We start from the raw sequence: 25,379 nt of genomic DNA, 5'->3' as shown, positions 1-25,379 counted from the left end.
TTAGGCCGCTGGCTGTACCGAGCGCTGCCACAGCGCGTAATACACCCGCCCGGATTTCTGTTCCCGGTGCAGGCGCCAGCTCCCGGGCAGGCCCAGGCTGGATGGCGCACTTTCGCTTTCAGTGTAGATCCACGCGTCCGGCGCCAGCCATTGGCGCTCTTCCAGCAACGCGCACACGGTCGGCAGCAGGTTCTGGTTGAACGGCGGGTCGAGGAACACCACGTCGTATTCGCTGGCGGCCTGGGTTTCCAGGTAGCGCAACGCGTCGGCGGTCTGCACCTGGCCGTTGGTGCAGCGCAGGGTGCCCAGGTGTTCCTTGAGGCTGGACACCGCCACATTGCTGGCATCCAGCGCCTGTGCCTGGGCCGCGCCACGGGACAACGCCTCGAGGAACAGCGCGCCGCTGCCGGCAAACGGGTCGAGTACCTTGGCCCCGGCGATGTACGGCGCCAGCCAGTTGAACAGGGTTTCACGCACGCGATCCGGCGTTGGGCGCAGGCCCACGACGTCGGGGAAGCTGAGCTTGCGGCTGCCCCATTCACCGCCAATGATGCGCAGTTGGCCCACACCGTTATGCACGTTGTGGACAGGTTTTTTCGGGCGAGATGAACTGGCCATTAATGCTCCGGAACCCCGAGCGGCTGCTCGGCAGGTTTATCAGTGGGGGGCGGTAGTGGCTTTTGCGCAGTCGTCGGGCCGGCGGTCACGATGACCATCTTGTCGGCGCTCAGGTGTTTGTTCAAAGCCGCTTTGACCTGTTCTACGGTCAGGGCCTGGGATTGTTTCATGAAATCTTCCAGATAGCTCAGCGGCAGGTTGTAGAAACCCATGGCGCCCAGCTGCCCGACGATATCGGCGTTGCTTGCGGTGGACAGCGGGAAGCTGCCGCTCAGCTCGCGCTTGGCGTCATCCAGCTCCTTTTGCGTCGGGCCGGTCTTGAGGTAGTCGGCCAGCACCTCTTCCACCAGGCGCAGGGTGCCGCCGCTCATTTCCGCGCGGGTCTGCAGGTTGATCATGAACGGGCCGCGCACCTGCATCGGTGAGAAGCCGGAGTAGACGCCGTAGGTCAGGCCGCGCTTCTCGCGGACTTCACTCATCAAGCGGGTGCCGAAGCCACCGCCGCCGAGGATCTGGTTGCCCAGGGACAGGGCGGCGTAGTCCGGGTCGGTGCGATCGATGCCCAGTTGGGCGAACAGCAGGTGCGTCTGCTTGGATGGGAACTCGATATGGCTCAAGCCGGCCTTGGGCTCGGTCGGCTGGGCGATCTTCGCCAGGGCCGGGCCTTTGGGCAGTGATGCAGAGACCTTGGCGGTCATGGCTTCGGCCTCGGCGCGGGTCAGGTCGCCCACCACAGCAATCACCGCGTTACCCGCGGCATATGCCTTGGCGTGGAATGCCTGCAACTGTGCCTGGGTGATCTTCGGAACGCTCTCGGCCGTGCCTTCGCTCGGGTGAGCATACGGGTGGTCGCCGTACAGGCGCTTGAACAGCTCCAGGCTCGCCAGTTTGCCGGGGTTCTGCTTCTGGTACTCAAAGCCGGCGAGGATCTGGTTCTTGATGCGCGCCAGGGAGTCGGCGGGGAAGGTCGGTTTGCCGATCACCTGGTCAAACAGCGCCAGGGCGGCGTCGCGCTTGTCGCTGTCGCTCAGACCGCGCAGGGAGACCAGTGCCATGTCGCGGAAAGCGCCATTGCCAAAGTCTGCACCGAGGCCTTCAAAGCCGCTGGCGATCTGGCTCACATTCTTGCCTGGCACGCCTTCGTTGAGCATGGCGTTGGTCATCAGCGCCACGCCCGGGACGTCGCCGTCCTGGCTGCTGCCGGCGGCGAACAGGATGCGCATGTCGAACATCGGCAATTCGTGGGCTTCGACGAACAGCACCTTGGCGCCTTCGGCGGTGTTCCAGGTTTGCACGTCGAGCTTGCGGTTGGTCGGCGCCTTGCCGTCCAGTTCCGCCAGGGATTGCAGCGTGTTGGCCGACTGGGCTTTTTCCAGGGCCGGGCTGGCGACGGATTCGCTGGGGCGCAGGAAGTACACGGCGCTCGCCGCGATCAAGGTGACGGCGATCAGGCCGGGCAGGATCAGGCTGCGTTTGCGATCACTCATGAGCGGTCTCCTCAGGCAGGACATGGGCGACGCTGAGACGTTCGCGGGTGAAGTAAGTACGTGCGGCCTTCTGGATATCGTCCGGGGTCACGCTTTGCAGGTCGGCCAGTTCGGTGTCCATCAGTTTCCAGGACAGGCCGACGGTTTCCAGGGAGCCGATGGCGGTGGCCTGGCTGGTGATGGAATCACGCTGGTAGACCAAGCCGGCGATGACCTGAGCGCGGATACGCTCCAGCTCTTCGGCGGTCGGCGGCTTGGCTTTGAGTTCCTCCAGCAGCCGCCACAGGCCGGCTTCGGCTTGGGCGATGGTCTTTTTCTTCTGCTGGTTCGGCGTGGCGCTCAGGGTGAACAGGCTGTCACCGCGGGTGTAGGCGTCGTAGTGGGTGGAGGCGGCGGATACCAGCTCTTCACCGCGTTCCAACTGTTCCGAAATACGGGCGCTGTAGCCGCCATCGAGCAGGGCCGAGATCAGGCGCAGGGCTTGTACCGAGCGTTTGTCTGGCGCGGTGGCCAGGCCGGGCACGTTGAAGCCCAGGATCACGCTCGGCAGTTGGGTTTGCACATGCATGGTCAGCAAGCGCTCGCCGGGCTCGGCCAGTTCCAGCGGGATCTTGGCCGGCGGCACATCACGCTTGGGGATTGGGCCGAAGTAGCGCTGGGCCAGGTTCTTCACCTCGTCCGGGGTCACGTCGCCCACGACTACCAGGGTGGCGTTGTTCGGCACATACCAGGACTGGTACCAGTGGCGCAGCTCTTCGACCTTCATGCGTTCCAGGTCGGCCATCCAGCCGATGGTCGGCGTGTGGTAGCCGCTGGCCGGGAAGGCCATGGCCTTGAAGCGCTCGAAGGCCTTGGACATCGGGTTGTCGTCGGTGCGCAGGCGGCGTTCTTCCTTGATTACCTCGATCTCGCGGCTGAACTCGTCGGCCGGCAGGCGCAGGCTGGCCATGCGGTCGGCTTCGAGTTCGAAGGCGACACCCAGGCGGTCACGCGCCAGCACCTGGTAATAGGCGGTGTAGTCGTCGCTGGTGAAGGCGTTTTCTTCGGCGCCCAGGTCGCGCAGGATCAGCGAGGCTTCGCCGGGGCCGACCTTGGCGCTGCCCTTGAACATCATGTGTTCCAGGGCGTGGGACAAGCCGGTCTGGCCCGGGGTTTCGTAGCTCGAACCGACTTTGTACCAGACCTGGGAAACCACCACCGGCGCGCGATGATCTTCGCGCACGACCACTTTGAGGCCGTTATCCAGGGTGAATTCATGGGTGGGTTGTGGGTCGGCAGCCAAGGCTGAGAGGGGCAGACAAACTGTGCTGAGCAGCAGGCCTGCGGCGCGGCGGGCTAGAGCATTCATTCGTTTTTAAACCTGTTGGGCTGCCCGCTTGGTCTTAGCGTCGGCGGGCGAGGAGGTGCTAGGATACTGATCCGATTTGGGGACGGCCACTGCGGTCGTCATACCGTTCTGGATTCAGTTGTAGGAATTTTGAGGTTTGCTACGGTTTTCCCCGACAATCTTCAGCTTTTCGCCGATGTTGTCGCTTCAATTCCATATTGAATCGATTTGTTGAGGCGCTTATTTACGCCTTACAAAATGTTGCGCATGAACGAGCGGGCGTTAAAACAGTCTGTTCTGCATCGAATTTTTATTTACCGAGGCGCCCTTGGCGCGTCGCTACCTTGAGATAGCCGTCCTCCATGTTTGGTTCCAACGACGACAAGAAGAGCCCAGCTGCGGCTGGCGAGAAAAAAGGCCTGTTCGGATGGCTGCGCAAAAAGCCGCAGGAAACCGTCGTCGAACAGCCGCAGGTTCAATCTGAGCCGATCCCTGAGCCCGTCGTAGACGCCGCACCGCCGGCGCCGGTGGTGCAAGCCGAGCCCGAGCACAAGCCGTGGCTGGAACTGCCGGTGGCCGAAGAGCCCGTGGCACTGGTCGACGATGTGCAGGCCGAGCATGTGACGCCGCCGATTCCGCTGGTTGAACCGGTGGCGGTCGAGCCGACTCCCGCGCCTGTTGTGGTCGCCGCGCCCACCGTGATCGAGCCGCCTGCCGAGCCCGTTGTTGCCGCCGAACCGAGCAAAACCGGGTTCTTCGCCCGCCTCAAGCAAGGCCTGAGCAAAACCAGCGCGACCATCGGCGAAGGCATGGCCAGCCTGTTCCTGGGCAAAAAGACCATCGATGACGAACTGCTGGAAGACATCGAGACTCGCCTGCTGACCGCCGACGTGGGCGTCGAAGCCACCGCCGTGATCATCCAGAGCCTGACCCAGAAGGTCGCGCGCAAGCAGTTGACCGACGCCGATGCGCTGTACAAATCCCTGCAGGCCGAGCTGGCCGCGATGCTCAAGCCGGTCGAAGCGCCGCTGGTGATCACTCCGAAAAAACCGTTCGTGATCCTGGTAGTCGGCGTCAACGGCGCCGGCAAGACCACGACCATCGGAAAACTGGCCAAGAAGCTGCAACTGGAAGGCAAGAAAGTCATGCTCGCCGCCGGCGACACCTTCCGCGCCGCCGCCGTCGAGCAGCTGCAGGTCTGGGGTGAGCGCAACAAGATCCCGGTCATCGCCCAGCACACCGGCGCCGATTCCGCTTCGGTGATCTTCGATGCCGTGCAAGCCGCCAAGGCCCGTAACATTGATGTGCTGATCGCCGATACCGCCGGTCGCCTGCACACCAAAGACAATCTGATGGAAGAACTGAAGAAAGTGCGCCGCGTGATCGGCAAGCTCGACGGCGAGGCTCCGCACGAAGTCTTGCTGGTGCTCGACGCCGGTACGGGCCAGAACGCCATCAGCCAGGCCAAACAATTCCACCAGACGGTGCAACTGACCGGCCTGGCATTGACTAAGCTCGACGGCACGGCCAAGGGCGGCGTGATCTTCGCCCTGGCCAAGCAGTTCGGGTTGCCGATTCGGTATATCGGCGTCGGTGAAGGTATCGACGACCTGCGCACCTTTGAAGCCGAACCCTTTGTCCAGGCACTGTTTGCCGAGCGGGAGCGTTCATGATTCGATTCGAACAGGTCGGTAAGCGCTACGCCAACGGGCATGTCGGCTTGCATGAGCTGAGCTTTCGAGTGCGTCGCGGCGAATTCTTGTTTGTCACCGGCCATTCGGGTGCCGGCAAAAGTACCCTGTTGCGCCTGCTGCTGGCCATGGAACGCCCGACCACCGGCAAACTGCTGCTGGCCGGCCAGGACCTGGCCACCATCAGCAATTCGCAGATTCCGTTCCTGCGCCGCCAGATCGGCGTGGTGTTCCAGAACCACCAGTTGCTGTTCGATCGCACGGTGTTCAATAACATTGCGTTGCCGTTGCAGATCCTCGGGCTGTCCAAGGCCGAAATCATCAAGCGTGTGGACTCGGCCCTGGAGCGCGTGGCGCTGTCGGACAAGACTGACCTCTATCCCGGCGACCTGTCCACCGGCCAGCAACAGCGCGTCGGCATTGCCCGCGCCATCGTCCACCGCCCGGCCTTGCTGCTGGCGGACGAACCCACCGGTAACCTCGACCCGCGCCTGGCGGCCGAGATCATGGGCGTGTTCGAAGACATCAATCGTCTGGGCACCAGCGTGCTGATCGCCAGTCACGACCTGGCACTGATCGCGCGTATGCGCCATCGCATGCTGACCCTGCAACGCGGTCGCCTGATCGGTGACGGGGAGGCCGGCGTATGAGTGCGACACGCAGCCCCAAGGTTTCCGAGCGCGTGGCGCCGAAACCGGCCGACCCGCAACCGAAAAAGAAAAAACACGACGAAGACGATGGCCCGGACTTCGCCACGCTGCTGCGCGCCTGGGTTGAAAACCACCGTGCCAGCCTGCTCGACAGCCTGCGCCGCCTGGGCAAGCAACCAATCGGCAGCTTTTTCACCTGCATGGTGATGGCCGTGGCCTTGAGCCTGCCGATGGGCTTGTCACTGCTGCTTAATAATGTGGAGCGCCTTGGCGGTTCCTGGCAGCGCGCAGCGCAGATTTCGCTGTACCTGAACCTGGATGCCAGCGCCAAAGATGGCGAGGCCTTGCGCGAAGAGATCAAGAACCTGCCGGGCGTGGCGGATGCCGAGTACATCAGCCGCGATCAGGCCCTTGAGGAATTCCAGCAACAGTCGGGCTTGGGTGAGGCGCTCAAAGAGCTGCCGCAGAACCCACTGCCGGGCGTGGTGCTGGTGACGCCCAATGAAGTCGACAAGCCAGCGCTGGAAGCCCTGCGACAAAAACTCGCAGAGATGCCCAAGGTGCAACAGGCGCAACTTGATCTAGTCTGGGTGGAGCGCCTGGCGGCGATTCTCAAGCTGGGTGACCGCTTTGTGTTCGGCCTGACGGTATTGTTGGTGTCTGCATTACTTTTGGTGATAGGTAATACCATTCGTCTTCATATTGAAAACCGCCGCACCGAGATAGAAGTGATTAAACTGGTCGGCGGCACGGACAGCTATGTGCGTCGGCCTTTTCTGTACATGGGCGCGCTTTATGGCTTCGGTGCGGGGATTTTGTCCTGGGGTTTATTGGCGTTCGGCCTGGACTGGCTGAACGACGCAGTCATCGGGCTGGCCGGCTTGTACGGCAGTGATTTCGCCCTGGCCGGAGTGCCGGTCGCCGATGGTCTGTCGCTCTTGCTTGGCGCGGTCTTGTTGGGGTATATCGGTGCTTGGATTGCGGTCGCACGGCATTTACGTGAGCTGGCACCGAAGTAGTTAATGTCAGATTAATGTGGTTTCGTTTGTATTGACCGTATCAGTGGTTTAGGGAACTTGTCTTACGGTTCCCGGTCAATTTTCGCAGTGCTGAACTGCACGAGTTATGTGAGTCGGAGGTTTTTTCGTATGACCACTTCTTTGCAACCTGTCTATGCCTTGGCCCCGGGTGCGAACCTTGAGGCTTATGTGCATACGGTTAACAGCATTCCATTGCTGACGCCGGAGCAGGAGCGTGAACTGGCCGAGAGTCTCTATTATGAGCAGGATTTGGGGGCGGCTCGGCAGATGGTGCTCGCCCACCTGCGTTTTGTCGTACATATCGCCCGTAGTTATAGCGGCTACGGCCTGGCCCAGGCAGACCTGATCCAGGAAGGCAACGTCGGCCTGATGAAGGCTGTGAAGCGCTTCAACCCGGAAATGGGTGTGCGCCTGGTGTCGTTCGCCGTGCATTGGATCAAGGCGGAAATCCACGAGTTCATCCTGCGCAACTGGCGCATCGTGAAAGTCGCGACCACCAAGGCCCAGCGCAAGCTGTTCTTCAACCTGCGCAGCCAGAAAAAACGCCTGGCGTGGCTGAACAACGAGGAAGTCCACCGCGTGGCCGAAAGCCTCGGTGTGGAACCGCGTGAAGTGCGCGAGATGGAAAGCCGCCTGACCGGCCATGACATGGCCTTCGACCCGGCCGCTGAAGCGGACGACGACAGCGCCTTCCAATCGCCGGCCAACTATCTGGAAGACCACCGGTACGACCCGGCGCGTCAACTCGAAGATGCCGATTGGAGCGACAACTCCAACCACAACCTGCACGAAGCGCTGGAAGTGCTGGACGACCGCAGCCGTGACATCCTCTACCAGCGCTGGCTGGCCGAAGAAAAAGCCACGCTGCACGACTTGGCGCAGAAGTACAACGTGTCGGCCGAGCGGATTCGTCAGCTTGAGAAAAGCGCGATGAACAAGCTGAAGCTGTCGATCGCCGCTTAAAACTGTGGGAGGGGGCTTGCCCCCGATAGCAATGGATCAGTCACCTTGATGTCGACTGACACTCAGCTATCGGGGGCAAGCCCCCTCCCACATTTATTTCTGTGTTGTGTCAGTTGGACCAGGGCGCCTTGCGCGAGTTGTTCAGCTCCATCAAGTAACCATCCCCACCTAGCTGGCCCATCTGCTGGCGAATCCACGCTGCCCGCCGCGCCACATAGGCCGTCGGATGGCTAGCGCTCCACACTCGCGGATTGGGCAGCACCGCCGCCAGGTAGCTGGCCTGCTGCCGAGAAAGTCCCTTGGCACTCACCCCAAAGTGATGCTGCGCCGCCGCTTGCGCACCGAACACCCCTTCATCCCATTCCACGCTGTTGAGGTACACCTCAAGAATCCGCTGCTTGGGCCACAGTACTTCGATCAGCCCGGTAAACCAGGCCTCCAGGCCTTTGCGCAGATAACTGCGGCCGGCCCACAGGAACAGGTTCTTCGACACCTGCTGGCTCAGCGTACTGGCGCCACGGATCGAGCCGCCGCGCTCGTTATGCAGGATCGCCGCCTGGATCGCGCCGAAATCGAAGCCCCAATGCTGGGGAAAGCGCTGGTCTTCACCCGCCATCACCGCCACTTTGAGGTCGTCGGAGATCTCATCCCACGGCACCCAGGTGCGCTGCAGGTCAATCGGCTCGCCGTCAAACCAGGACTCGATCTTGCGCTCCACCATCAGCGCGGTGAACGGCGGCGGTACGACACGAAACAGCAGCACCAGCAGCACGCTGCCGATGGCAAACCATTTCACGGCTTTGAGAAAACGATTGAAGAGGACACGCAGCATAGAGATGGCTTGGCCGAACCCGTTGAGCGGGCCATTATACAGACCCTGCCCAATGAGTCTGACTGGAGTTCCTCATGCTGCGTGGCTTTCTGATGTTGGCTGCCTTTTTCGGCTTCACCGGTGTCGCTCTCGGTGCGTTCGCCGCCCACGGCCTGAAAAACCGCCTGAGCGCCGAGTACCTGGCGATTTTCCATACCGGCGTGACCTACCAATTGGTCCACACCCTGGCGCTGTTCGGCGTGGCGCTGCTCGCCGCGCACCTGCCTGGGCGCCTGGTCACGTGGGCGGGTGTGTCGTTTGTCGTCGGCATCCTGCTGTTCTCCGGCAGCCTGTACGTGCTGACGATGACCGGCATCAGCAAGCTCGGTATCATCACGCCATTTGGCGGCCTGGCCTTCCTGCTGGGCTGGTTCTTGTTGGGGCTGGCCGCCTGGCGTTTGCAACAGGCCGCCTGACGCTTGGAGCTGACCTCCGGCCCCAATCGGGCTAGAATGCTTGCCCCTAAAAACGATGGCGGCCCATGGCATGCACATTCAGTTGAACGGCGAACCCTATGAACTGCCCGACGGCGGCACAGTCGCGGCCCTGCTGACCCGTCTGGACCTGACCGGGCGTCGCGTCGCAGTGGAACTCAACCAGGATATCGTCCCGCGTAGCCAACACGCCGAGACCGCGCTCACCGAGGGTGATCGGGTCGAAGTGGTCCAAGCCATCGGCGGCGGCTAGTCGCCCGTCTGAATTCTGCAGAACCTCATCCCCCTATCGAGGATTTCCCATGAGCATCGTTCGTAGCGACAAGCCCTTCGTCCTGGCCGGTCGTACCTACCAGTCCCGTCTGCTGGTCGGCACCGGCAAGTATCGCGATATGGAAGAAACCCGCCTGGCCATCGAAGCCTCGGGCGCCGAGATCGTGACCGTGGCCGTGCGCCGCACCAACATCGGCCAGAACCCGGGCGAACCGAACCTGCTGGATATCTTGCCGCCGGACCGCTACACCATCCTGCCGAACACCGCTGGTTGCTACGACGCCATCGAAGCCGTGCGCACCTGCCGCCTGGCCCGTGAGCTGCTTGACGGCCACAACCTGGTGAAGCTGGAAGTGCTGGCCGACCAGAAAACCCTGTTCCCCAACGTGATCGAAACCCTCAAGGCCGCCGAAACCCTGGTCAAGGAAGGCTTCGACGTGATGGTCTACACCAGCGATGACCCGATCATCGCTCGCCAACTGGCCGAAATCGGCTGCATTGCCGTGATGCCGCTGGCCGGGCTGATCGGCACTGGCCTTGGGATCTGCAACCCGTACAACCTGCAGATCATCCTCGAAGAAGCCAAGATCCCGGTGCTGGTGGATGCCGGCGTGGGCACTGCCTCCGACGCCACCATCGCCATGGAACTGGGCTGCGAAGCGGTGCTGATGAATTCGGCCATCGCCAATGCCCAACAGCCGATCATGATGGCCGAAGCCATGAAACACGCCATCGTCGCGGGCCGCCTGGCCTACCTCGCCGGGCGCATGCCGAAAAAACTCTACGCCAGCGCCTCCTCGCCGCTGGATGGTCTGATCAAGTAAGAGCCATTGATGACTGAATCAAACGAAACGCCGAACACCGTGGAACAGGGCGACGAGTCCAAGCACCGCCGCATCAAGAGTTTTGTGATGCGCGCCGGTCGCATGACCGAAGGCCAGCAAAAGGGCCTGGAGCAAGGCACGCCGCTGTTCGTCCTGCCCCTGGCCGATGCGCCGGTGGACTATGACCAAGTGTTCGGCCGTTCGGCCTCGCGCTCCCTGGAAATCGGCTTCGGCATGGGCCACTCCCTGCTGGAAATGGCCGCCGCCGCACCGGAACAGGATTTCATCGGTGTGGAAGTCCACCGCCCGGGTGTCGGCGCGCTGCTCAATGGCGTACTGACTCAGGGGTTGACCAACCTGCGGGTGTACGACTGCGACGCGATTGAAGTGCTCAACCGCTGCATCGCCGACAACAGCCTCGACCGCCTGATGCTGTTTTTCCCGGACCCATGGCACAAAAGCCGTCACCACAAGCGCCGCATCGTCCAGGCGTCCTTCGCCGAGTTGGTGCGTAGCAAGCTGAAAGTCGGCGGCATCCTGCACATGGCCACCGACTGGGAACCCTACGCGGAATACATGCTGGAAGTGATGAACGTCGCCCCCGGCTACCGCAACCTGGCCGAAGACGGCAAATGCGTGCCACGCCCGACGGAGCGCCCGATCACCAAGTTCGAACGCCGCGGCGAGCGGTTGGGGCATGGGGTGTGGGATTTGAAGTTCGAGAAAGTCGACTGACAAGTCATTGGCTTGGAATGCGATAAAAATGTGGGAGGGGCGGTGCGACGATTCGACTTGCCCCCGATAGCAGAGTGTCAGTCAACCACTCTATGGCTGACCCACCGCTATCGGGGGCAAGCCCCCTCCCACATTTGTATCTGTGTTGGGTTTGGGATCAGCGGCGGTCGGCGACGACGCCGATCAATACCAGCACCACCACCAATACCGGCGCCAGGCTGTAGTTATTGAACTGGCTCAACCCCCGCACAATCCACGGGGTGGCGTAGATCAGCGCCGCGCCGCTGCCGATCATGCACAGCAGGGCCATCAACGGTACGCGCAAGGCGCCGGCGATGCTGCCCAGGCGGGCTTCGACCCAGCCTTTGATATCGGCGCCGAACAGCACCAACAGGCAGCCGACGAGGGCCAGGGAGATTTCCGACAGGTTGCTGCGGCTCCAGCGGGACACGGTGGCGAGCAGGTCGAGTACCAAATCCATTCGATTTCCTTAAGAGCGATCAGCTCAAAAACTTCTGCAGCAGGTCATTGAGAAAGAGTTGCCCGCGGCCGGTCGCCGCCAGGCGTGACGGTTCGACCTGCATTAAGCCACTTTGTTCTGCTTCGGTGCGGCCTTGCGCGAGGCTCGTCGGGGTCAGCCCGGTGCGTTCGGCGTAGAGCCTGGCGTCGACGCCTTCGGTGAGGCGCAGGGCGTTCATCAGGAACTCGAACGGCAGCTCTTCGTTGGTCAGTTCCTTCGCGCCGGCCAGGAAACTTTTGTCCGGGTTTAGGTAGTCCTTCGGTGCGCGGGTCTTCCAGGTACGGACGATGCGCCCGTCCGGGTGGCTGAGTTTGCCGTGGGCGCCGGCACCGATGCCGATAAAGTCCCCAAAACTCCAGTAATTGAGGTTATGTCGCGCCGCACGCCCCGGTTGCGCATAAGCCGAGACTTCATATTGCGCGTAACCGTGTTCGGCCAGCAGCGCCTGACCGGCTTCCTGGATATCCCACAGGGTGTCGTCTTCCGGCAGCGTCGGCGGTTGGTTCCAGAAGACGGTGTTGGGTTCCAGGGTCAGTTGGTACCACGATAAATGCGTCGGCTTGAGCGCGATGGCCTGGCGCAGGTCGCTCAGGGCGTCGTCCAGGGACTGATCGGGCAAACCGTGCATCAGGTCCAGGTTGAAGTTGTCGAACCCGGCCTGGCGCGCCATACCGGCGGCGCGCACGGCTTCATCGCCATTGTGGATGCGGCCCAGGGCTTCGAGTTTTTCCTGCTGGAAGCTCTGGATGCCGATGGACAGGCGATTGATTCCCAGCTTGCGGTAAGCCACGAATTTCTCTTGCTCGAACGTCCCCGGGTTGGCTTCCAGGGTGATCTCGATGTCGTCGGCAAACGGGATGCGCGCTTGTACACCCTTGAGCAGGCGGCCCAGCGCGGCGGCACTGAACAGGCTCGGCGTGCCGCCACCGAAGAAGATCGAGCTCAGCTCCCGACCATAAACGGCGTGTAGGTCCTGATCGAGGTCGGCCAGCAGCGCGTCGACGTACTCTTCTTCCGGCAACGCCGGGCTGGCGGTGTGGGAGTTGAAGTCGCAATAAGGGCATTTGCGCACGCACCACGGGATGTGGATGTACAGCGCCAGGGGCGGCAATTGGGGCAGGGCCGCACGGGGTGTTTGCGCGCCGCCGTGGATCAGCGGCTGCGCAGAGGTGTTCTCGGTCATTTCAAGCTCAGGCGCTGGCGCAGCAAAGCCATGGCGCGGGCGCGGTGGCTGATCTGGTTTTTGTCGGCCGGGCTCAGTTCGGCGCTGGAGACATTGCGCTCCGGCACCCAAAACAGCGGGTCGTAGCCAAACCCATGCGCGCCGCTGGCCGCATGCAGGATGCGCCCGTGCCACAGGCCTTCGCAGAGGATCGGCAGCGGATCATCGGCATGCCGCACCAGGGCCAGCACACAGACGAACTGCGCGCCGCGCTCGGCATCCGGCACGTCCTTGAGGGCGTCGAGCAGCTTGGCGTTGTTCGCCGCGTCGCCTTTACCGTCGGCATAACGCGCCGAGTAGATGCCGGGGGCGCCGCCGAGGAAGTCCACCGCCAGGCCCGAGTCGTCCGCCAGCGCCGGCAGGCCGGAGAGGCGTGCGGCGTTGCGCGCTTTGAGGATCGCGTTTTCGACGAACGACAGGCCGGTCTCTTCCGGCTCGACCTGGCTGAACTCGCCGATCGAGCGCAGTTGCACGGACTCGCCGAGCATGGCCTGGAGTTCTTTGAGTTTGCCGGCGTTATGGCTGGCCAGCACGAGTTGAGTCAGGTTCATCATTCTGCCGGAAACAGTTCCTGGTTGAATTGGAAACCATGGGCCTTGCCGCCGGTTTCAACATTGATGGTGAAAACTCGTACTTCCTGTTGCGGTACGTTGTAGGGCGCGAGGTAATAGATCGCACCTTTCTCGGTAATCTGTTTGAACGTCAGGATTTCGCTCCTACCGCTCAGGTCCTTGATCGTGCCGGTCACTTGCGCGGCCACGGGCGTCACGCCCTTGACCACGGCCACGTTGATCAATCCCTTGTTCTTGCTGCGTACCACGCCGACAGCCTGGGCCGTTTCGGGTTGCAGGAAGCTGGAAGTGAAGGTGTTGTAGTGCACGGTGATATCGCCAAATTCTTTCTGGCGCTTACTGTCGATGGCATCGGCGGCCATGGCGCTGACGCCCAGGCACGCGGTGAGTAGAAATACAGCCAGGCGTCTCATATTCGTCTTCCTCGAAAATAGTTAGACGGCGATCTTGTGGTCCGTCAGGCCCGGGCTGCTGACCCGGTAAATCCCGATTTCACCCAACAGGTTGGGCCATAGTTTACTCGCCCAGCCGTGGCGGTGCTGTTGATCGACGGCAAGGCGGTTGATCACCTTGGCTTCCCGCTCGCTACACAGGGCTTCGAAGTCTTCGAAGGTGCAAAAGTGGATGTTCGGTGTGTTGTACCACGTGTACGGCAGGAAATCCGAGACCGGCATGCGGCCCTTGGTGGCCAGGTACCAGCGGCAGCGCCAGTGGCCGAAGTTGGGGAAGGTGATGATGCACTGGCGGCCGACGCGCAGCATTTCGTCGAGGATGCGGTCCGGGTAATGCACCGCTTGCAAGGCCTGGGTCATCACCACGACGTCGAAGCTGTTGCTGGCAAAGTTGCCCAGGCCCTTGTCCAGGTCCTGCTCGATCACGTTGATGCCCTTGGCCACGCACTGGGCGATGTTGTCCGGGTCGTTTTCCAGGCCGTAGCCGGTGACTTGCTTGTGGTCGCGCAGCCAGCTCAGCAGTTCGCCATCGCCGCAGCCAAGGTCGAGCACGCGGCTGCCGGCGGGTATCCAGTCTTGGATGATTTCCAGGTCGGCTCTCATGGCGTTCTCACAAAATTATGCGGTTCATGTAGTTACTGAACGCCTGCAGATAACGAGGGATCGGGATCAGGAAGGCGTCATGGCCTTGCGGAGCATCGATTTCCAGGTAGCAGACGTCTTTCTTCGCCGCCATCAAGGCATCCACCAGTTCCCGCGAGCGGGCTGGCGAGAAGCGCCAGTCGGTGGTGAACGACATCACGCAGAACTTGGCCGACGCGCCCGCGAAGGTTTTCGCCAGGTCGTCGTCGAAGTTGGCCGCCGGGTCGAAGTAGTCCAGGGCCTTGGTCATCAGCAGGTAGGTGTTGGCGTCAAACCGCCCGGAGAACTCTTCGCCCTGATACCGCAGGTAGCTTTCCACCTGGAACTCGACGCTGTGGAAGTCGTAGTTGAGCTTCTCGCTCTTGAGGCCACGGCCGAATTTCTCGCCCATGGAGTCGTCGGACAGGTAGGTGATATGCCCGACCATCCGCGCCAGCATCAAGCCGCGCTTGGGGATCACGCCCGCTTCCTGGAACGAGCCGCCGTGAAAGTCCGGGTCGGTCAGGATCGCCTGGCGCGCCACTTCGTTGAAGGCGATGTTCTGCGCCGACAACTTGGGGGCCGAGGCGATGGCCAGGCAATGGCGCACGCGATCGGGGTAAGTGATGGTCCACTGCAGGGCCTGCATGCCGCCGAGGCTGCCGCCGATCACGGCGGCCCATTGCCGGATGCCCAGCCGGTCGGCCAGACGCGCCTGGCTGTGTACCCAGTCTTCCACGGTCAGCACCGGGAAGTCGGCGCCGAAGGGCTTGCCGGTTTCCGGGTTGAGGCTGCTGGGGCCGGTCGAGCCGTTGCAGCCGCCGAGGTTGTTCAGGCTGACCACAAAGAATTTGTTGGTATCGATGGGTTTGCCGGGGCCGATGCAGCTGTCCCACCAGCCGGGCTTGCGCTCGTCGACGCTGTGGAAGCCGGCGGCATGATGATGGCCGGACAAGGCGTGGCAGATCAGCACGGCGTTGCTCGCCGTGGCGTTCAACTGGCCGTAGGTTTCATAGATCAGGTCGTAGGCTGGCAGCGAACGGCCGCAGGCCAGGGCCAGCGGTTCGCTGAAGTGCGCCACTTGGGGCACGACCAGTCCAACAGAATCGGGGGGGAAGGCAGCTGGCATCGACCCTGCTCTCGTTTAAATGAGGCGTAAGTCTAAAGACCGCTGCCCCTAGCGGCAAGCAAAGGCCGGAGGTTATCCGGCCCTGACACACCAGCGGGGTTGAATCAGATCAGCCCGAACAGCTCTTTGGGCATGAACGCGTAGAACGCAAGGCGCGGGATCACCCAGCTTTGCAGGAGCTGGATCGCGATAAACGCGAAGATCGGCGAGATATCCAGGCCGCCCAGGTTGGGGATCAAGCGGCGGAACGGCGCCAGCACGGGTTCGGTGATCTGGGCGACCAGCTCGGCCCCGGGGCTGCGGCTGCCGGGTGCGACCCACGAGAGGATCACGCTGATGATCATCGACCAGAAGATGATCTTTAAAAACAGCGAGAAAACCCCGATCAACGCCCATGGCAACAGCAGGAGGGTCAAGGCCTGGTAGCCACTGAGCGTCAGGATCACCGCGAACAGCAGGATCTGCAGCAGCAGCGCCAGTACCAGCGAGGACATGTCCAGCCCAAACAGGCTAGGGATCACCCGGCGCAGGGGCTTGAGCAACGGCTGGGTGGCTTTCACCACGAACTGGCACAGCGGGTTGTAGAAGTTCGCCCGCACCAATTGCAGGATAAAGCGCATCAGCACGATCAGCAGGTACAGGCTGCCTAGGGTCTGGATGATGAAAATGGCAGCGTCATTGATTCCGAGCATGTTCGATTCCTATCTAGTCCTGTTGCAGGTTGGGGACGACTATTTGCCCAGTTGCTCGGCCATCTCGGCCGAACGATGTGCCGCGGCACCCAGTGCTGTTTCCACCAGGGCTTCGAAGCCCCCGGCCTGGAACGATTCGATGGCGGCTTGCGTGGTGCCGCCGGGGGAGGTCACGCGGCGGCGCAGCTCGGCGGCATCCACATCGCTGGACACGGCCATCTGCGCGGCGCCCAGGGCGGTTTGCGCGGCCAGTTGCTCGGCGATGTCCTGGGGCAGGCCCAGTTTCACGCCGGCGGCGGTCATGGCTTCGATCAGCAGGAAGAAGTACGCCGGGCCGCTGCCGGACACGGCGGTCACTGCGTCCAGTTGCTGCTCCTGTTCCAGCCACACGGCGAGGCCTACGGCGGACAGCAGCGTCTGAGCCTGGTCGCGCTGTTCGGCGCTGACTTCGGCGGTTGCATACAAACCGCTCACGCCTTTGCGCAGCAGCGCCGGGGTGTTGGGCATGCAGCGCACGATGGGCTGGGCGCCGAGCCAGTTGGTCATGCTGGCGCAGGTGATGCCGGCGGCAATGGACACCACCAGTTGGTGCGGCTGCAGGCTCGGGCGCAGGCTTTCGCACACGGCCTTCATGGCTTGCGGCTTGACCGCCAACACGATCACGTCGACGCCCTGGATGGCCTCGGCGTTGTCGGCGAAGGTGTCGATACCGTGCTCGGCGCTGACGCGGGCGCGGGTTTCGGCGCCGGGGTCACTGGCACGGATCTGTTGGGCTTGCAGGCCCTTGGCCCGCAGGCCGCCGATCAGGCTGGCCGCCATGTTGCCGGCGCCGATAAAGGCAATACGCGTGTTGCTCATGACAGGTCCTTATTCAGTGGGAGGTCAGCCATTTCACGGCTGGCCGTAGTCGCGGGCGCCAAACAGGGCGGTACCGATCCGCACCCAGGTGGCGCCTTGGGCGATGGCCGACTCAAGGTCGTGGCTCATGCCCATGGAAAGTGTGTCGAGCGGCAGGTTCAGGCTGGCCTGCAGGTCGCGGACGGTGGCGAAGGCTGCGTCCTGCGCGGCGCGGTCTTCCGTCGGCTCAGGGATCGCCATCAGGCCACGCAGTTTTACGCGCGGCAGGGCGCTGATCGCTTGGGCCAGGGCCGGCAGGTCGGCGGGCGTGCAGCCGGACTTGCTGGCTTCGCCGCTGACGTTGACCTGGATGCAGATGTTCAACGGCGGCAGGTCGGCCGGGCGTTGTTCGGACAGGCGTTGTGCAATTTTCAGACGGTCCACGGAGTGCACCCAAGCGAAGTTCTCGGCGATCGCGCGAGTCTTGTTCGATTGAATGGGGCCGATGAAGTGCCAACTCAAGGGCAGGTCGGTTAATTCGGCCTGTTTGCCCAAGGCTTCCTGCAGGTAGTTTTCGCCGAAATCACACATCCCGGCGGCATAGGCTTCGCGCACGGCTTGCGCGGGCTTGGTTTTGCTCACGGCCAGCAGGTGGATGCTGTTTGCGTCACGTTGCACGGCGTCGGCTGCGGCGCGGATGCGCTGGCTAACCAGGCCAATGTTGTCTGCTATCGTCGACATTCAGGATGCGCCCGTGGATATGGAGTCCGCGGCATTCTACTGGAAATGGAAAGCCCTATGGATATCACTGAATTACTCACGCAAAGCGTGCACCGAGGCGCCTCCGACCTGCACCTGTCGGCCGGCCTGGCGCCGATGCTGCGGGTGGATGGCGAGGTATGGCCCCTGGATGGGCCGGCGCTGTCAGCCACTCACGTGGCCGATTTGCTCAGCCCTTTGCTCAACCGCTATCAACAAAAGGATTTCGAAACATCTCTTGAAACCGATTTCGCCTTCGAACTGCCCGGCGTGGGGCGATTCCGGGTGAATGTGTTCCAGCAGGCGCGCGGCATGGGCGCGGTGTTTCGCAGCATCCCCGCGCAGGTCCAGAGCCTGGAAAGCCTCGGGTTGGGCGCGGTGTTCCAGCGTATCGCCCAGTTGCCGCGCGGCCTGGTGCTGGTGACCGGGCCCACCGGGTCGGGCAAGTCCACCACCCTGGCGGCGATGGTCGATCACCTCAACCAGCATCGGCGCCAGCACATCCTCACGCTGGAAGACCCCATCGAATTTATCCACCAACCCAACCGGTCTCTGATCAACCAGCGCCAGGTGCATCGCGACACCCAGAGTTTTTCGGCAGCCTTGCGCTCGGCGCTGCGGCAAGACCCGGATGTGATTCTGGTGGGGGAGCTGCGTGACCTGGAAACCATCCGCCTGGCCCTGACGGCGGCTGAGACCGGGCATCTGGTCTTCGGCACCCTGCACACCGCGTCGGCGGCCAAGACCGTGGATCGCCTGGTGGACGTGTTCCCGGCGGGGGAAAAGCCCATGGTCCGCTCGATGCTCTCGGAGTCGCTGCAGGCGGTGGTGTCCCAGGTGCTGGTCAAGAAGATCGGCGGTGGGCGTGTGGCGGCCCATGAAGTCATGCTGAGCACACCGGCCATTCGCAACCTGATCCGCGAAGACAAGGTGGCGCAGATGGTCTCGGCGATGCAGACCGGCGGGGCGTTGGGGATGAAGACGCTGGATATGAGTTTGAAGGCGTTGGTCACGGAGGGCGTGATCAGCCGGGAAGAGGCGCGGGAGAAGGCGAGGGTGCCGACAGACATATGAGGTCTTGTGGGCAATGAAATCAAATGTGGGAGGGGGCAAGCCCCCTCCCACATTGGTACTGTATTCCAGCTTCAGATCAGCGTTGGACGATCCGCAGGTTGTTCTGTTCTTTCGGCAGAACCCGCTTGGCGATCACGTAGTTCTTGTCCCAGAACGGCTTCTTCAGCGTATCGATGCTGACCGACTTGCCACGACGCGGTGCGTGGATAAAGCGGTCGTTGCCCAGGTAGATGGCAACGTGGTTAACCTGGCGGCTCTTCAATTTGAAGAACAGCAGGTCGCCCGGTTTCAAGTCCTTGCGATCAACCTTCTGCCCGTGGCCGGCGGCCATGGCGTTGGAGGTGCGCGGTAAATCCACGGCGGCAACGTTGTTGAACGCATATTTCACCAGGCCGCTGCAGTCAAAACCTTTACTTGGGCTGCTGCCGCCCCAACGATAAGGTGTACCGAGCACATTAACGGCGCGGCTGAGCACGGCGCTTTGCTTGGTGTTGCCTGCCATCAGGCCGGGTGCTGCCTTACCGTGGGCCTTGCTCAGTTGAGTCGGGCGGCTGACGGTGGGCTTTACGGATTTGGCCGTGCTGGGCGTGCTGTGAACTTTAGGGGTGAAACCGTTGACGTTAGGAAGTCGTTGCTCACGATTGGTGGCGTGGGCGGCCAGTGGCATTAATAGGCAAATGGTTAGCCATGTCTTGAAAAATGGTCGCATTAGGCGTGGCTCTTATGGGTTTGCGCGCAACTTTATAACAGCTTTTTGTGTCGTTCTCAGGCCGTTTGTCGACTGAACCTTGGGGTCAAACTCAGGAAATGCGCGACGAATCGCCGCAATTGTCCTACACAAGTCAGGTGGCATAAGGCTTTCAGGGGAGGGAAGATACCATCGGCCATACGTCGGGCGCATGTAAAAAAGTCACAAAGAAAGTGAAAAAATTTATCTATCGCAGCCAAAGAGGTACTCCATGAACACCTATCGACAGGATGTTTCGCAGCAAGACACCCACAGCAAGGTGATCGGTTACCTGCTCTGGATTTTCGGTTTTACCGGAGCGCATCGCTTCTATTACGGCAAGCCCGTCACCGGGACGATCTGGTTTTTCACGTTGGGCTTGTTGGGGATTGGCTGGCTGATCGACTTGTTCCTGATTCCGGCCATGGACCGTGAAGCCGACCTGCGTTTTACCGCCGGCCCGATCGAATACAACGTGGCCTGGATCCTGTTGGCGTTTCTCGGGGTGTTCGGTGTACACCGGATGTACCAGGGCAAATGGATCACTGGCCTGCTCTACCTGCTGACCGGCGGTCTGTTTCTGCTGGGGGTGCTGTATGACTTCTGGACGTTGAATACGCAGATTTCGATCCGTAACGCCGAGCTAAGAGGCGGGCGCTGATCTCTCAAGCTCTATAGAGAACCTAATGTGGGAGGGGGCTTGCCCCCGATAGCAGTGGGTCAGCTACAGATAAGCTGACTGGTCCACCGCCATCGGGGGCAAGCCCCCTCCCACATTTTTTACCGAGCCCGCTTTAGGCCCGGTAGCTGATGCGTCCGTCTACCAGCGTGTAGCGCACGCTCGCCGGCAGGCTATGGCCGATGAACGGGCAGTTCTCGCCCTTGGACAGCCAGTGCTCACCGGCAATCGTCGAGCTGGCTGGATCGAACAGCACCAGATCCGCGGCGGCGCCCACAGTCAACTTGCCCGCCGGTAGGCGCAAGGCTTCGGCAGGGCCGGTGCTCAGGCGTGCCAGCAGCGTCGGCAGGTCCAACAAGCCATCCTCCACCAGCGTCATTGCCAGCGGCAGCAACAGCTCGACGCTGCTGATACCCGGCTCGGTCGCGCCAAACGGTGCCAGTTTGGCATCGCGCTCGTGGGGTTGGTGATGGCTGGAGATCGCCGACACCACGCCGGACTTCACCGCGGCACGCAAGCCGTCGCGGTCGGCACGGGTGCGCAGCGGAGGTTGTACGTGATACAGGCTGGAGAAGTCGATCAGTGCCTCGTCCGTCAGGATCAACTGATACAACGCCACGTCTGCCGTCACCGGCAAACCGCGGGCCTGGGCCTGGGCGATCAGGGCCACACCGCGGGCGCTGGTCAGTTGGCTGAAGTGCGCACGCACGCCGCTTTGTTCCACCAGCAGCAGGTCGCGGGCCAGGGCCACGGTTTCAGCGGTCTCCGGGATGCCCGGCAGGCCGAGGAAGCTGGCCACGGCGCCTTCATGGGCCAGGCCGCCTTCGGCCAGGTCGTGGTCCTGGGAGTGGAAGATCACGGTCAGGTCGAAGGTGGCCGCGTATTCCAGGGCACGGCACAGCGTGCGGGTGCTGCGGAAGCTCTCCAGGCCGTTGCCGAAGGCCACGCAACCGGCATCGCGCAGCGCGATCAGTTCGGCCAGTTGTTCGCCTTCCAGGCCTTTGCTCAGGGCGCCGATGGGGAACACTTTGCAATTGCCGGCTTCGCGGGCGCGGTCGAGGATCAGCTCGGTCACCGCCGAGGTGTCCAGCACCGGCTTGGTGTGCGGTGGGCAGCACAGGCTGGTGACGCCACCGGCGGCGGCGGCGCGGGTTTCGCTGCTGATGTTGCCTTTGCGGCTGTAACCCGGCTCGCGCAGGGCGACGTTCAGATCGACCAGCCCAGGCGCGGCCACCAGGCCCTTGGCGTCGATGGTTTCAGTGGCGTTGAAAGCGCTGGGCGCGGCGCCGATGGCGATGATCTTGCCGGCTTCCAGATGAAGATCGGTGACTTGATCCAGGCCACTGGCCGGATCGATGACGCGGGCGCCGAGAATGCTGAGCTTCACTGGGCCTTCTCCTGCTCGAATTGACGTTGCGCGGTTTGCCCGCTCATGGCCATGGACAGCACTGCCATGCGCACGGCGATGCCGTAGGTCACCTGGTTGAGAATCACCGACTGGTTGCCGTCGGCCACTGCCGACTCAATCTCCACCCCTCGGTTGATCGGCCCCGGGTGCATCACGATGGCATCCGGCTTGGCCCCGGCCAGGCGCGTGGTGGTCAGGCCGAACAGGCGGTAGAACTCGCCTTCGCTCGGCAACAGGCCACCGGACATGCGTTCGCGTTGCAGGCGCAGCATGATGACCACGTCCACATCCTTGAGGCCTTCGGTCATGTCGGTGTAGACCTTCACGCCGTACTGCTCGATGCCGACGGGCAGCAGGGTTTTCGGCGCGATCACGCGGATATCCGGGCAGCCCAGGGTTTTCAGGGCCAGCATGTTCGAGCGCGCGACCCGCGAGTGCAGGATGTCGCCGACGATGGCCACCGAGAGGTTTTCAAAGCTGCCCTTGTGCCGACGGATGGTGAGCATGTCGAGCATGCCCTGGGTCGGGTGGGCGTGACGGCCGTCGCCGCCGTTGATGATCGCTACCTGCGGGCACACGTGCTCGGCGATGAAGTGCGCGGCGCCGGAGTCGCCGTGGCGTACCACGAACATGTCGGCTGCCATCGCTTCGAGGTTGCGCAGGGTGTCGAGCAGGGTTTCGCCCTTGCTCGCCGACGAAGTGGACACGTTCAGCGTGATCACGTCGGCTGACAACCGCTGGGCCGCCAGTTCGAAGGTGGTGCGGGTGCGCGTGGAGTTCTCGAAGAACACGTTGCAGATGGTTTTGCCGCGCAGCAGCGGGACTTTCTTAACCGCGCGACCGCCGACTTCGAGGAACGAGTCGGCGGTGTCGAGGATTTCGGTGAGCAGCTCACGGGGCAAACCGTCGAGGGACAAGAAGTGTTGCAGTTGGCCCTGAGCATTGAGCTGCAGCGGGCGCTTGGCATCTAGAGGCGTCATCGCGGGGACTCTTTACAAGGCGGTTTAAAGGGCAAGGTCTTGCAGTTCGAGTACGAGCGGCGTGGGACCGGACAATTTTACCCGCTGCTGGGCTGAAAGCGACAGGGTGGCGCCGACCACATCCGGGCTGATCGGCAGTTCGCCGGCGTCCAGGTCCAGCAGGCAGACCAGGGTCACGCTGGCGGGGCGGCCGTAGTCGAACAACTCGTTCAGCGCGGCGCGGATGGTGCGGCCGCTCATCAGTACGTCGTCGATCAGCACCAGGTGCTGGCCTTCGATCTCGAACGGCAGGGCCGACGGGCGTACTTGCGGGTGCAGGCCGTTCTGGCTGAAGTCGTCGCGGTAGAAAGACACATCCAGCGTACCCAACGGCGAATCGCTGCCCAACTCTTCCAGCAGCGCCTGGGCCACCCACACGCCGCCGGTGCGGATGCCGATGAAGCGCGGCTCGCTGATGGCACGGTGTTTCAGGTGGGCCTTGAGGCGAATCGCCATCTGGCTGATCAGTTCGGCGGGGTTTGGCAGGCTCATGGTCGCTCCTTCAAGGCCTTGCGCGGCAGGGGTTGCCTGCAAGGTCCGGGCTCAAACGTAAAAAGACGCGGCAAGCCGCGTCAGTCAGGATTCAAATAACGCGGTGTTTTCATCCAGCCAACCCTGCAACAGCAATGCGGCGGCGATGGCGTCTACCGGGTTGTCGCGGTAGCTGCCTTTCTGCCCGCCACGGTCGCGGCGCTCACCCTTGGCCTCGAAGGTCGTCAGGCGCTCATCGTGGGTATAAAAGGGCAGGTTGTAGCGGCCGTTGAGGCGGCGCGCGAACTTTTCGGCGCGCAGGCACATGTCGCTGGGGGTGCCGTCCATGTTCAAGGGCAGGCCGACCACCACCGCGTCGGGCTTCCACTCCTTGATCAGGGCTTCGACCTGATTCCAGTCCGGTATGCCGTTCTGGGCTTTGAGGGTACACAGCTCGCGGGCCTGGCCGGTGATGACCTGGCCGACTGCCACGCCGATCTGTTTGGTGCCGTAGTCAAAGCCGAGGATCAGACGCAAGGCCATCAGGCGTGCCCCGCCTGGCTGGTCAGCAGGCTGAGGTTGACCCGCAGCTTGGCAGCCGCTGCGTCCAGGCGCAGTTCGCAGGCGGTGTTGAACAGAATGTCGGCATCGTAGGGGCAGGTCAGCCAGGCGTTGCTGGCCAGTTCGGCCTCCAACTGCCCGGCTTCCCAACCGGCGTAGCCGAGGGCGATCACGCTCTGCTCGGGGCCGACGCCGTCGGCGATGGCGAACAACACATCCTGGGACGTGGACAGCGACACGCCGTCGAGGTCCACCGTGGCCTGGAATTTCGGCCCGGTTGGGTGCAGTACAAAACCGCGATCGGTCTGCACCGGCCCGCCGATATAGATCGGCACGCCCTGGCAACGGGCCGGCGGGTCGATCTCCGGGCGCAGTTGCTCAAGGATATCGGCCAGGTTCAGCTCCTGCGGGCGGTTCACCACCAACCCCATGGCACCATTGGCCGTGTGCTCGACGATGTAGGTCAAGGTCTGCGCAAAGTTCGGGTCGGCCATATGGGGCATGGCGATCAGGAATTGGTGCTTGAGGTAGGTCGGGCTGACATTTTTCATGTCCGCTAGTGTGGCGTTGGAGGGGCGAACTGACAAGCTGGGAGTGATCCGAATACAGCGCCGTCGGCTTTTCTGTAGGAGCGAGCTTGCTCGCGAAAAACTTGAAAGCGACGCGGTTCTGCCTGGAGCGCTTCGTTATCGTTGAGGTTTTTCGCGAGCAAGCTCGCTCATACAGTGATTGGTGTTGATTGGGGTTATCAGTTGCTGGACAGGCGATCGCCCTTGGCAAACCGCCAGGTGCGGATGATTTCCAGGCGGTCCACGTCATTCAAGTCGCCGGTAAACGGGGCGAAGGGCGCGGCCAGGCGCACGATGCGCTGGGCGGCCTGGTCCAGCAACGGCTGGCCGGACGATTCCAGCACCTGCACTTCATATAACGTGCCGTCGCGGTTGATCGACACCAACAAGCGCAAATTGCCGTAAATCTGTTGGCGGCGGGCTTCGTCCGGGTAGTTGAGGTTGCCGATGCGTTCGACCTTCTTGCGCCACTCGTCCTTATACCAGGCGCCTTTGTCACGCATGGTGGACGCCGCGTTCAGGCGGTAGATGCGCGGGCGCTTGGCGTAGAGCTGTTGCTCATTGGCCAGTTCGGCTTCAAGGCTGGAAATCTGGTCGGAGAGCTGCGAACTGTCGAAGGTCGGCGCCGGCTTGACGGGCTCGGGTTGCGGCTCGGTCTTGGATTTTTCGCGTTGGGTCGGGGCTTTTTGCGGTTTCGGCGCGACGGTGGTCACCACGGGCTTGGGCGCGGTCTGCTTGACTTCGGGCTTGGCGGCCGGCGGCGGGGTGACTTTATTGACCTTGTTGTCCTGGAACGGCGCCACTTCAGTGGTCTTGGGCACGGCTTTCTTGTCCAGCGTGCCGCTGCCTTGCTGATTGTCCTGGGCGAGAAAATCGGCCTTCTCGGGCTTCTTTTCGCTCTTGAACGTGGCGAGGGTAATTTCCAGGGTCTTGGTGATTTGCTTGGGTTCGACCATGGTGAAACCCACGCCGAGAATCAGCACCAGGTGAATCAATGCCGCGAGAAACAGGGTAAAACCGAGCCGATCAGCCGGGCGCACGCCGCTTGGGGAGGGTTCGAAGGGCAGATCGGACGGGAGCGTCATGACAAGAAAACCAACATCGCGCGTTTCACAGGTGGCGCATGATAACGCAATGTTGGTGGCTGTCCGGCT

The 25,379-nt window shown here is 62.4% G+C and carries 30 protein-coding genes; 10 read left to right on the top strand and 20 right to left on the bottom strand.

What is annotated here, in order from left to right; all coding sequences use genetic code 11:
• From rsmD to J2Y83_RS27170, 3 genes are read right to left on the bottom strand one after another with little or no spacing between them, the layout of a single operon-like run.
• A complete protein-coding gene (gene rsmD, locus J2Y83_RS27180) occupies positions 1 to 618 on the bottom strand; it encodes a 16S rRNA (guanine(966)-N(2))-methyltransferase RsmD (protein ID WP_253399953.1) in 618 nt (205 codons plus the stop codon).
• On the bottom strand, positions 618 to 2,105 hold the full coding sequence (locus tag J2Y83_RS27175) for a M16 family metallopeptidase (protein WP_253399951.1): 1,488 nt from the start codon (positions 2,103 to 2,105) through the stop codon (positions 618 to 620). The genes rsmD and J2Y83_RS27175 overlap by 1 nt, the downstream gene beginning before the upstream one ends.
• Positions 2,098 to 3,453, bottom strand: coding sequence for a M16 family metallopeptidase (locus J2Y83_RS27170; protein ID WP_253399949.1), 1,356 nt, complete (start codon positions 3,451 to 3,453; stop codon positions 2,098 to 2,100). The genes J2Y83_RS27175 and J2Y83_RS27170 overlap by 8 nt, the downstream gene beginning before the upstream one ends.
• A 341-nt stretch (positions 3,454 to 3,794) precedes the next feature.
• On the opposite strand from J2Y83_RS27170, the gene ftsY reads away from it, so the two are divergent.
• From ftsY to rpoH, 4 genes are all read left to right on the top strand, one after another.
• Complete coding sequence (gene ftsY / locus J2Y83_RS27165) at positions 3,795 to 5,105, top strand: signal recognition particle-docking protein FtsY (protein WP_253399947.1); 1,311 nt, start codon at positions 3,795 to 3,797, stop codon at positions 5,103 to 5,105.
• Positions 5,102 to 5,773, top strand: coding sequence for a cell division ATP-binding protein FtsE (gene ftsE / locus J2Y83_RS27160; protein WP_247400282.1), 672 nt, complete (start codon positions 5,102 to 5,104; stop codon positions 5,771 to 5,773). Before ftsY ends, ftsE begins: the two co-directional genes overlap by 4 nt.
• Positions 5,770 to 6,792 carry a permease-like cell division protein FtsX gene (gene ftsX, locus J2Y83_RS27155; RefSeq protein WP_253399946.1) on the top strand — a complete coding sequence of 341 codons (1,023 nt, stop codon included), beginning with the start codon at positions 5,770 to 5,772 and terminating at the stop codon, positions 6,790 to 6,792. Before ftsE ends, ftsX begins: the two co-directional genes overlap by 4 nt.
• 129 nt (positions 6,793 to 6,921) lie before the next feature.
• Positions 6,922 to 7,776 (top strand): RNA polymerase sigma factor RpoH, encoded by an 855-nt coding sequence (rpoH, locus tag J2Y83_RS27150; protein ID WP_169376087.1) that lies wholly within the window; start codon positions 6,922 to 6,924, stop codon positions 7,774 to 7,776.
• Positions 7,777 to 7,885: 109 nt separating this feature from the next.
• Here the strand turns inward: rpoH and mtgA are convergent, their stop codons facing one another.
• Positions 7,886 to 8,608: a monofunctional biosynthetic peptidoglycan transglycosylase gene (mtgA, locus tag J2Y83_RS27145; RefSeq protein ID WP_253399944.1), complete on the bottom strand. Its 723-nt coding sequence runs from the start codon at positions 8,606 to 8,608 to the stop codon at positions 7,886 to 7,888.
• 74 nt (positions 8,609 to 8,682) lie between these two features.
• Here mtgA and J2Y83_RS27140 point away from each other — a divergent pair, with 74 nt between their 5' ends.
• The 4 genes from J2Y83_RS27140 to trmB all read left to right on the top strand — a co-directional run bounded on the left by J2Y83_RS27140 (position 8,683) and on the right by trmB (position 10,913).
• Positions 8,683 to 9,063 (top strand): DUF423 domain-containing protein, encoded by a 381-nt coding sequence (locus J2Y83_RS27140; protein ID WP_017845018.1) that lies wholly within the window; start codon positions 8,683 to 8,685, stop codon positions 9,061 to 9,063.
• Between the two features lie 70 nt (positions 9,064 to 9,133).
• The gene (thiS, locus tag J2Y83_RS27135; protein WP_253399942.1) at positions 9,134 to 9,334 is read left to right on the top strand and encodes a sulfur carrier protein ThiS; all 201 of its coding nucleotides are present in this window, start codon (positions 9,134 to 9,136) and stop codon (positions 9,332 to 9,334) included.
• A 49-nt stretch (positions 9,335 to 9,383) separates the two neighbouring features.
• Positions 9,384 to 10,178 (top strand): thiazole synthase, encoded by a 795-nt coding sequence (locus J2Y83_RS27130; protein WP_017845016.1) that lies wholly within the window; start codon positions 9,384 to 9,386, stop codon positions 10,176 to 10,178.
• 9 nt (positions 10,179 to 10,187) lie between these two features.
• Complete coding sequence (gene trmB / locus J2Y83_RS27125; RefSeq protein WP_253399940.1) at positions 10,188 to 10,913, top strand: tRNA (guanosine(46)-N7)-methyltransferase TrmB; 726 nt, start codon at positions 10,188 to 10,190, stop codon at positions 10,911 to 10,913.
• Positions 10,914 to 11,070: 157 nt separating this feature from the next.
• Here the strand turns inward: trmB and J2Y83_RS27120 are convergent, their stop codons facing one another.
• From J2Y83_RS27120 to J2Y83_RS27080, 9 genes are all read right to left on the bottom strand, one after another.
• Positions 11,071 to 11,394 (bottom strand): DUF3392 domain-containing protein, encoded by a 324-nt coding sequence (locus J2Y83_RS27120; RefSeq protein WP_003176691.1) that lies wholly within the window; start codon positions 11,392 to 11,394, stop codon positions 11,071 to 11,073.
• A gap of 19 nt (positions 11,395 to 11,413) precedes the next feature.
• Positions 11,414 to 12,616: a radical SAM family heme chaperone HemW gene (gene hemW / locus J2Y83_RS27115; protein WP_253399939.1), complete on the bottom strand. Its 1,203-nt coding sequence runs from the start codon at positions 12,614 to 12,616 to the stop codon at positions 11,414 to 11,416.
• A complete protein-coding gene (rdgB, locus tag J2Y83_RS27110) occupies positions 12,613 to 13,209 on the bottom strand; it encodes an RdgB/HAM1 family non-canonical purine NTP pyrophosphatase (RefSeq protein ID WP_253399938.1) in 597 nt (198 codons plus the stop codon). The genes hemW and rdgB overlap by 4 nt, the downstream gene beginning before the upstream one ends.
• Positions 13,206 to 13,640, bottom strand: coding sequence for a DUF4426 domain-containing protein (locus J2Y83_RS27105; protein ID WP_253399936.1), 435 nt, complete (start codon positions 13,638 to 13,640; stop codon positions 13,206 to 13,208). The genes rdgB and J2Y83_RS27105 overlap by 4 nt, the downstream gene beginning before the upstream one ends.
• 21 nt (positions 13,641 to 13,661) lie before the next feature.
• A complete protein-coding gene (gene metW, locus J2Y83_RS27100) occupies positions 13,662 to 14,282 on the bottom strand; it encodes a methionine biosynthesis protein MetW (RefSeq protein ID WP_247407941.1) in 621 nt (206 codons plus the stop codon).
• Between the two features lie 7 nt (positions 14,283 to 14,289).
• Positions 14,290 to 15,429, bottom strand: a complete 1,140-nt coding sequence (gene metX, locus J2Y83_RS27095) for a homoserine O-succinyltransferase MetX (RefSeq protein ID WP_253399933.1) — start codon at positions 15,427 to 15,429, stop codon at positions 14,290 to 14,292.
• 104 nt (positions 15,430 to 15,533) lie between these two features.
• Positions 15,534 to 16,121: a YggT family protein gene (locus tag J2Y83_RS27090; protein ID WP_247407939.1), complete on the bottom strand. Its 588-nt coding sequence runs from the start codon at positions 16,119 to 16,121 to the stop codon at positions 15,534 to 15,536.
• A 39-nt stretch (positions 16,122 to 16,160) separates the two neighbouring features.
• Entirely contained in the window at positions 16,161 to 16,979 is an 819-nt protein-coding gene (gene proC, locus J2Y83_RS27085) for a pyrroline-5-carboxylate reductase (protein WP_253399931.1), read from the bottom strand.
• 33 nt (positions 16,980 to 17,012) lie between these two features.
• The gene (locus tag J2Y83_RS27080; RefSeq protein ID WP_253399929.1) at positions 17,013 to 17,699 is read right to left on the bottom strand and encodes a YggS family pyridoxal phosphate-dependent enzyme; all 687 of its coding nucleotides are present in this window, start codon (positions 17,697 to 17,699) and stop codon (positions 17,013 to 17,015) included.
• A gap of 57 nt (positions 17,700 to 17,756) precedes the next feature.
• Between J2Y83_RS27080 and J2Y83_RS27075 the strand changes: the two genes are divergently transcribed.
• Positions 17,757 to 18,791: a type IV pilus twitching motility protein PilT gene (locus tag J2Y83_RS27075; protein WP_253399928.1), complete on the top strand. Its 1,035-nt coding sequence runs from the start codon at positions 17,757 to 17,759 to the stop codon at positions 18,789 to 18,791.
• 76 nt (positions 18,792 to 18,867) lie between these two features.
• Here J2Y83_RS27075 and J2Y83_RS27070 read toward each other — a convergent pair whose 3' ends face one another.
• A complete protein-coding gene (locus J2Y83_RS27070) occupies positions 18,868 to 19,500 on the bottom strand; it encodes a C40 family peptidase (protein WP_253399927.1) in 633 nt (210 codons plus the stop codon).
• A 250-nt stretch (positions 19,501 to 19,750) separates the two neighbouring features.
• On the opposite strand from J2Y83_RS27070, the gene J2Y83_RS27065 reads away from it, so the two are divergent.
• Positions 19,751 to 20,179: a TM2 domain-containing protein gene (locus J2Y83_RS27065; protein ID WP_253399925.1), complete on the top strand. Its 429-nt coding sequence runs from the start codon at positions 19,751 to 19,753 to the stop codon at positions 20,177 to 20,179.
• A 133-nt stretch (positions 20,180 to 20,312) separates the two neighbouring features.
• On the opposite strand, the gene J2Y83_RS27060 is transcribed toward J2Y83_RS27065, so the two are convergent.
• The 6 genes from J2Y83_RS27060 to J2Y83_RS27035 form a co-directional block, all read right to left on the bottom strand.
• Positions 20,313 to 21,584, bottom strand: a complete 1,272-nt coding sequence (locus tag J2Y83_RS27060; protein ID WP_253399923.1) for a dihydroorotase — start codon at positions 21,582 to 21,584, stop codon at positions 20,313 to 20,315.
• On the bottom strand, positions 21,581 to 22,585 hold the full coding sequence (locus J2Y83_RS27055) for an aspartate carbamoyltransferase catalytic subunit (RefSeq protein ID WP_247403688.1): 1,005 nt from the start codon (positions 22,583 to 22,585) through the stop codon (positions 21,581 to 21,583). The genes J2Y83_RS27060 and J2Y83_RS27055 overlap by 4 nt, the downstream gene beginning before the upstream one ends.
• A gap of 24 nt (positions 22,586 to 22,609) precedes the next feature.
• Positions 22,610 to 23,116: a bifunctional pyr operon transcriptional regulator/uracil phosphoribosyltransferase PyrR gene (gene pyrR, locus J2Y83_RS27050; RefSeq protein WP_253399921.1), complete on the bottom strand. Its 507-nt coding sequence runs from the start codon at positions 23,114 to 23,116 to the stop codon at positions 22,610 to 22,612.
• Positions 23,117 to 23,200: 84 nt separating this feature from the next.
• Positions 23,201 to 23,638 carry a Holliday junction resolvase RuvX gene (gene ruvX / locus J2Y83_RS27045; protein ID WP_005792259.1) on the bottom strand — a complete coding sequence of 146 codons (438 nt, stop codon included), beginning with the start codon at positions 23,636 to 23,638 and terminating at the stop codon, positions 23,201 to 23,203.
• A complete protein-coding gene (locus tag J2Y83_RS27040) occupies positions 23,638 to 24,207 on the bottom strand; it encodes a YqgE/AlgH family protein (protein ID WP_253399919.1) in 570 nt (189 codons plus the stop codon). Before J2Y83_RS27040 ends, ruvX begins: the two co-directional genes overlap by 1 nt.
• Positions 24,208 to 24,404: 197 nt before the next feature.
• Entirely contained in the window at positions 24,405 to 25,310 is a 906-nt protein-coding gene (locus tag J2Y83_RS27035; RefSeq protein WP_253399917.1) for an energy transducer TonB, read from the bottom strand.
• Positions 25,311 to 25,379 lie beyond the last annotated feature (69 nt).

This window comes from Pseudomonas marginalis, assembly GCF_024169655.1.
In the GTDB taxonomy this organism is placed as follows: domain Bacteria; phylum Pseudomonadota; class Gammaproteobacteria; order Pseudomonadales; family Pseudomonadaceae; genus Aquipseudomonas; species Aquipseudomonas paraveronii.
The sequence above is the reverse complement of the archived record's forward strand: the minus strand, read 5'-3'. Positions and strand labels throughout refer to the sequence as shown.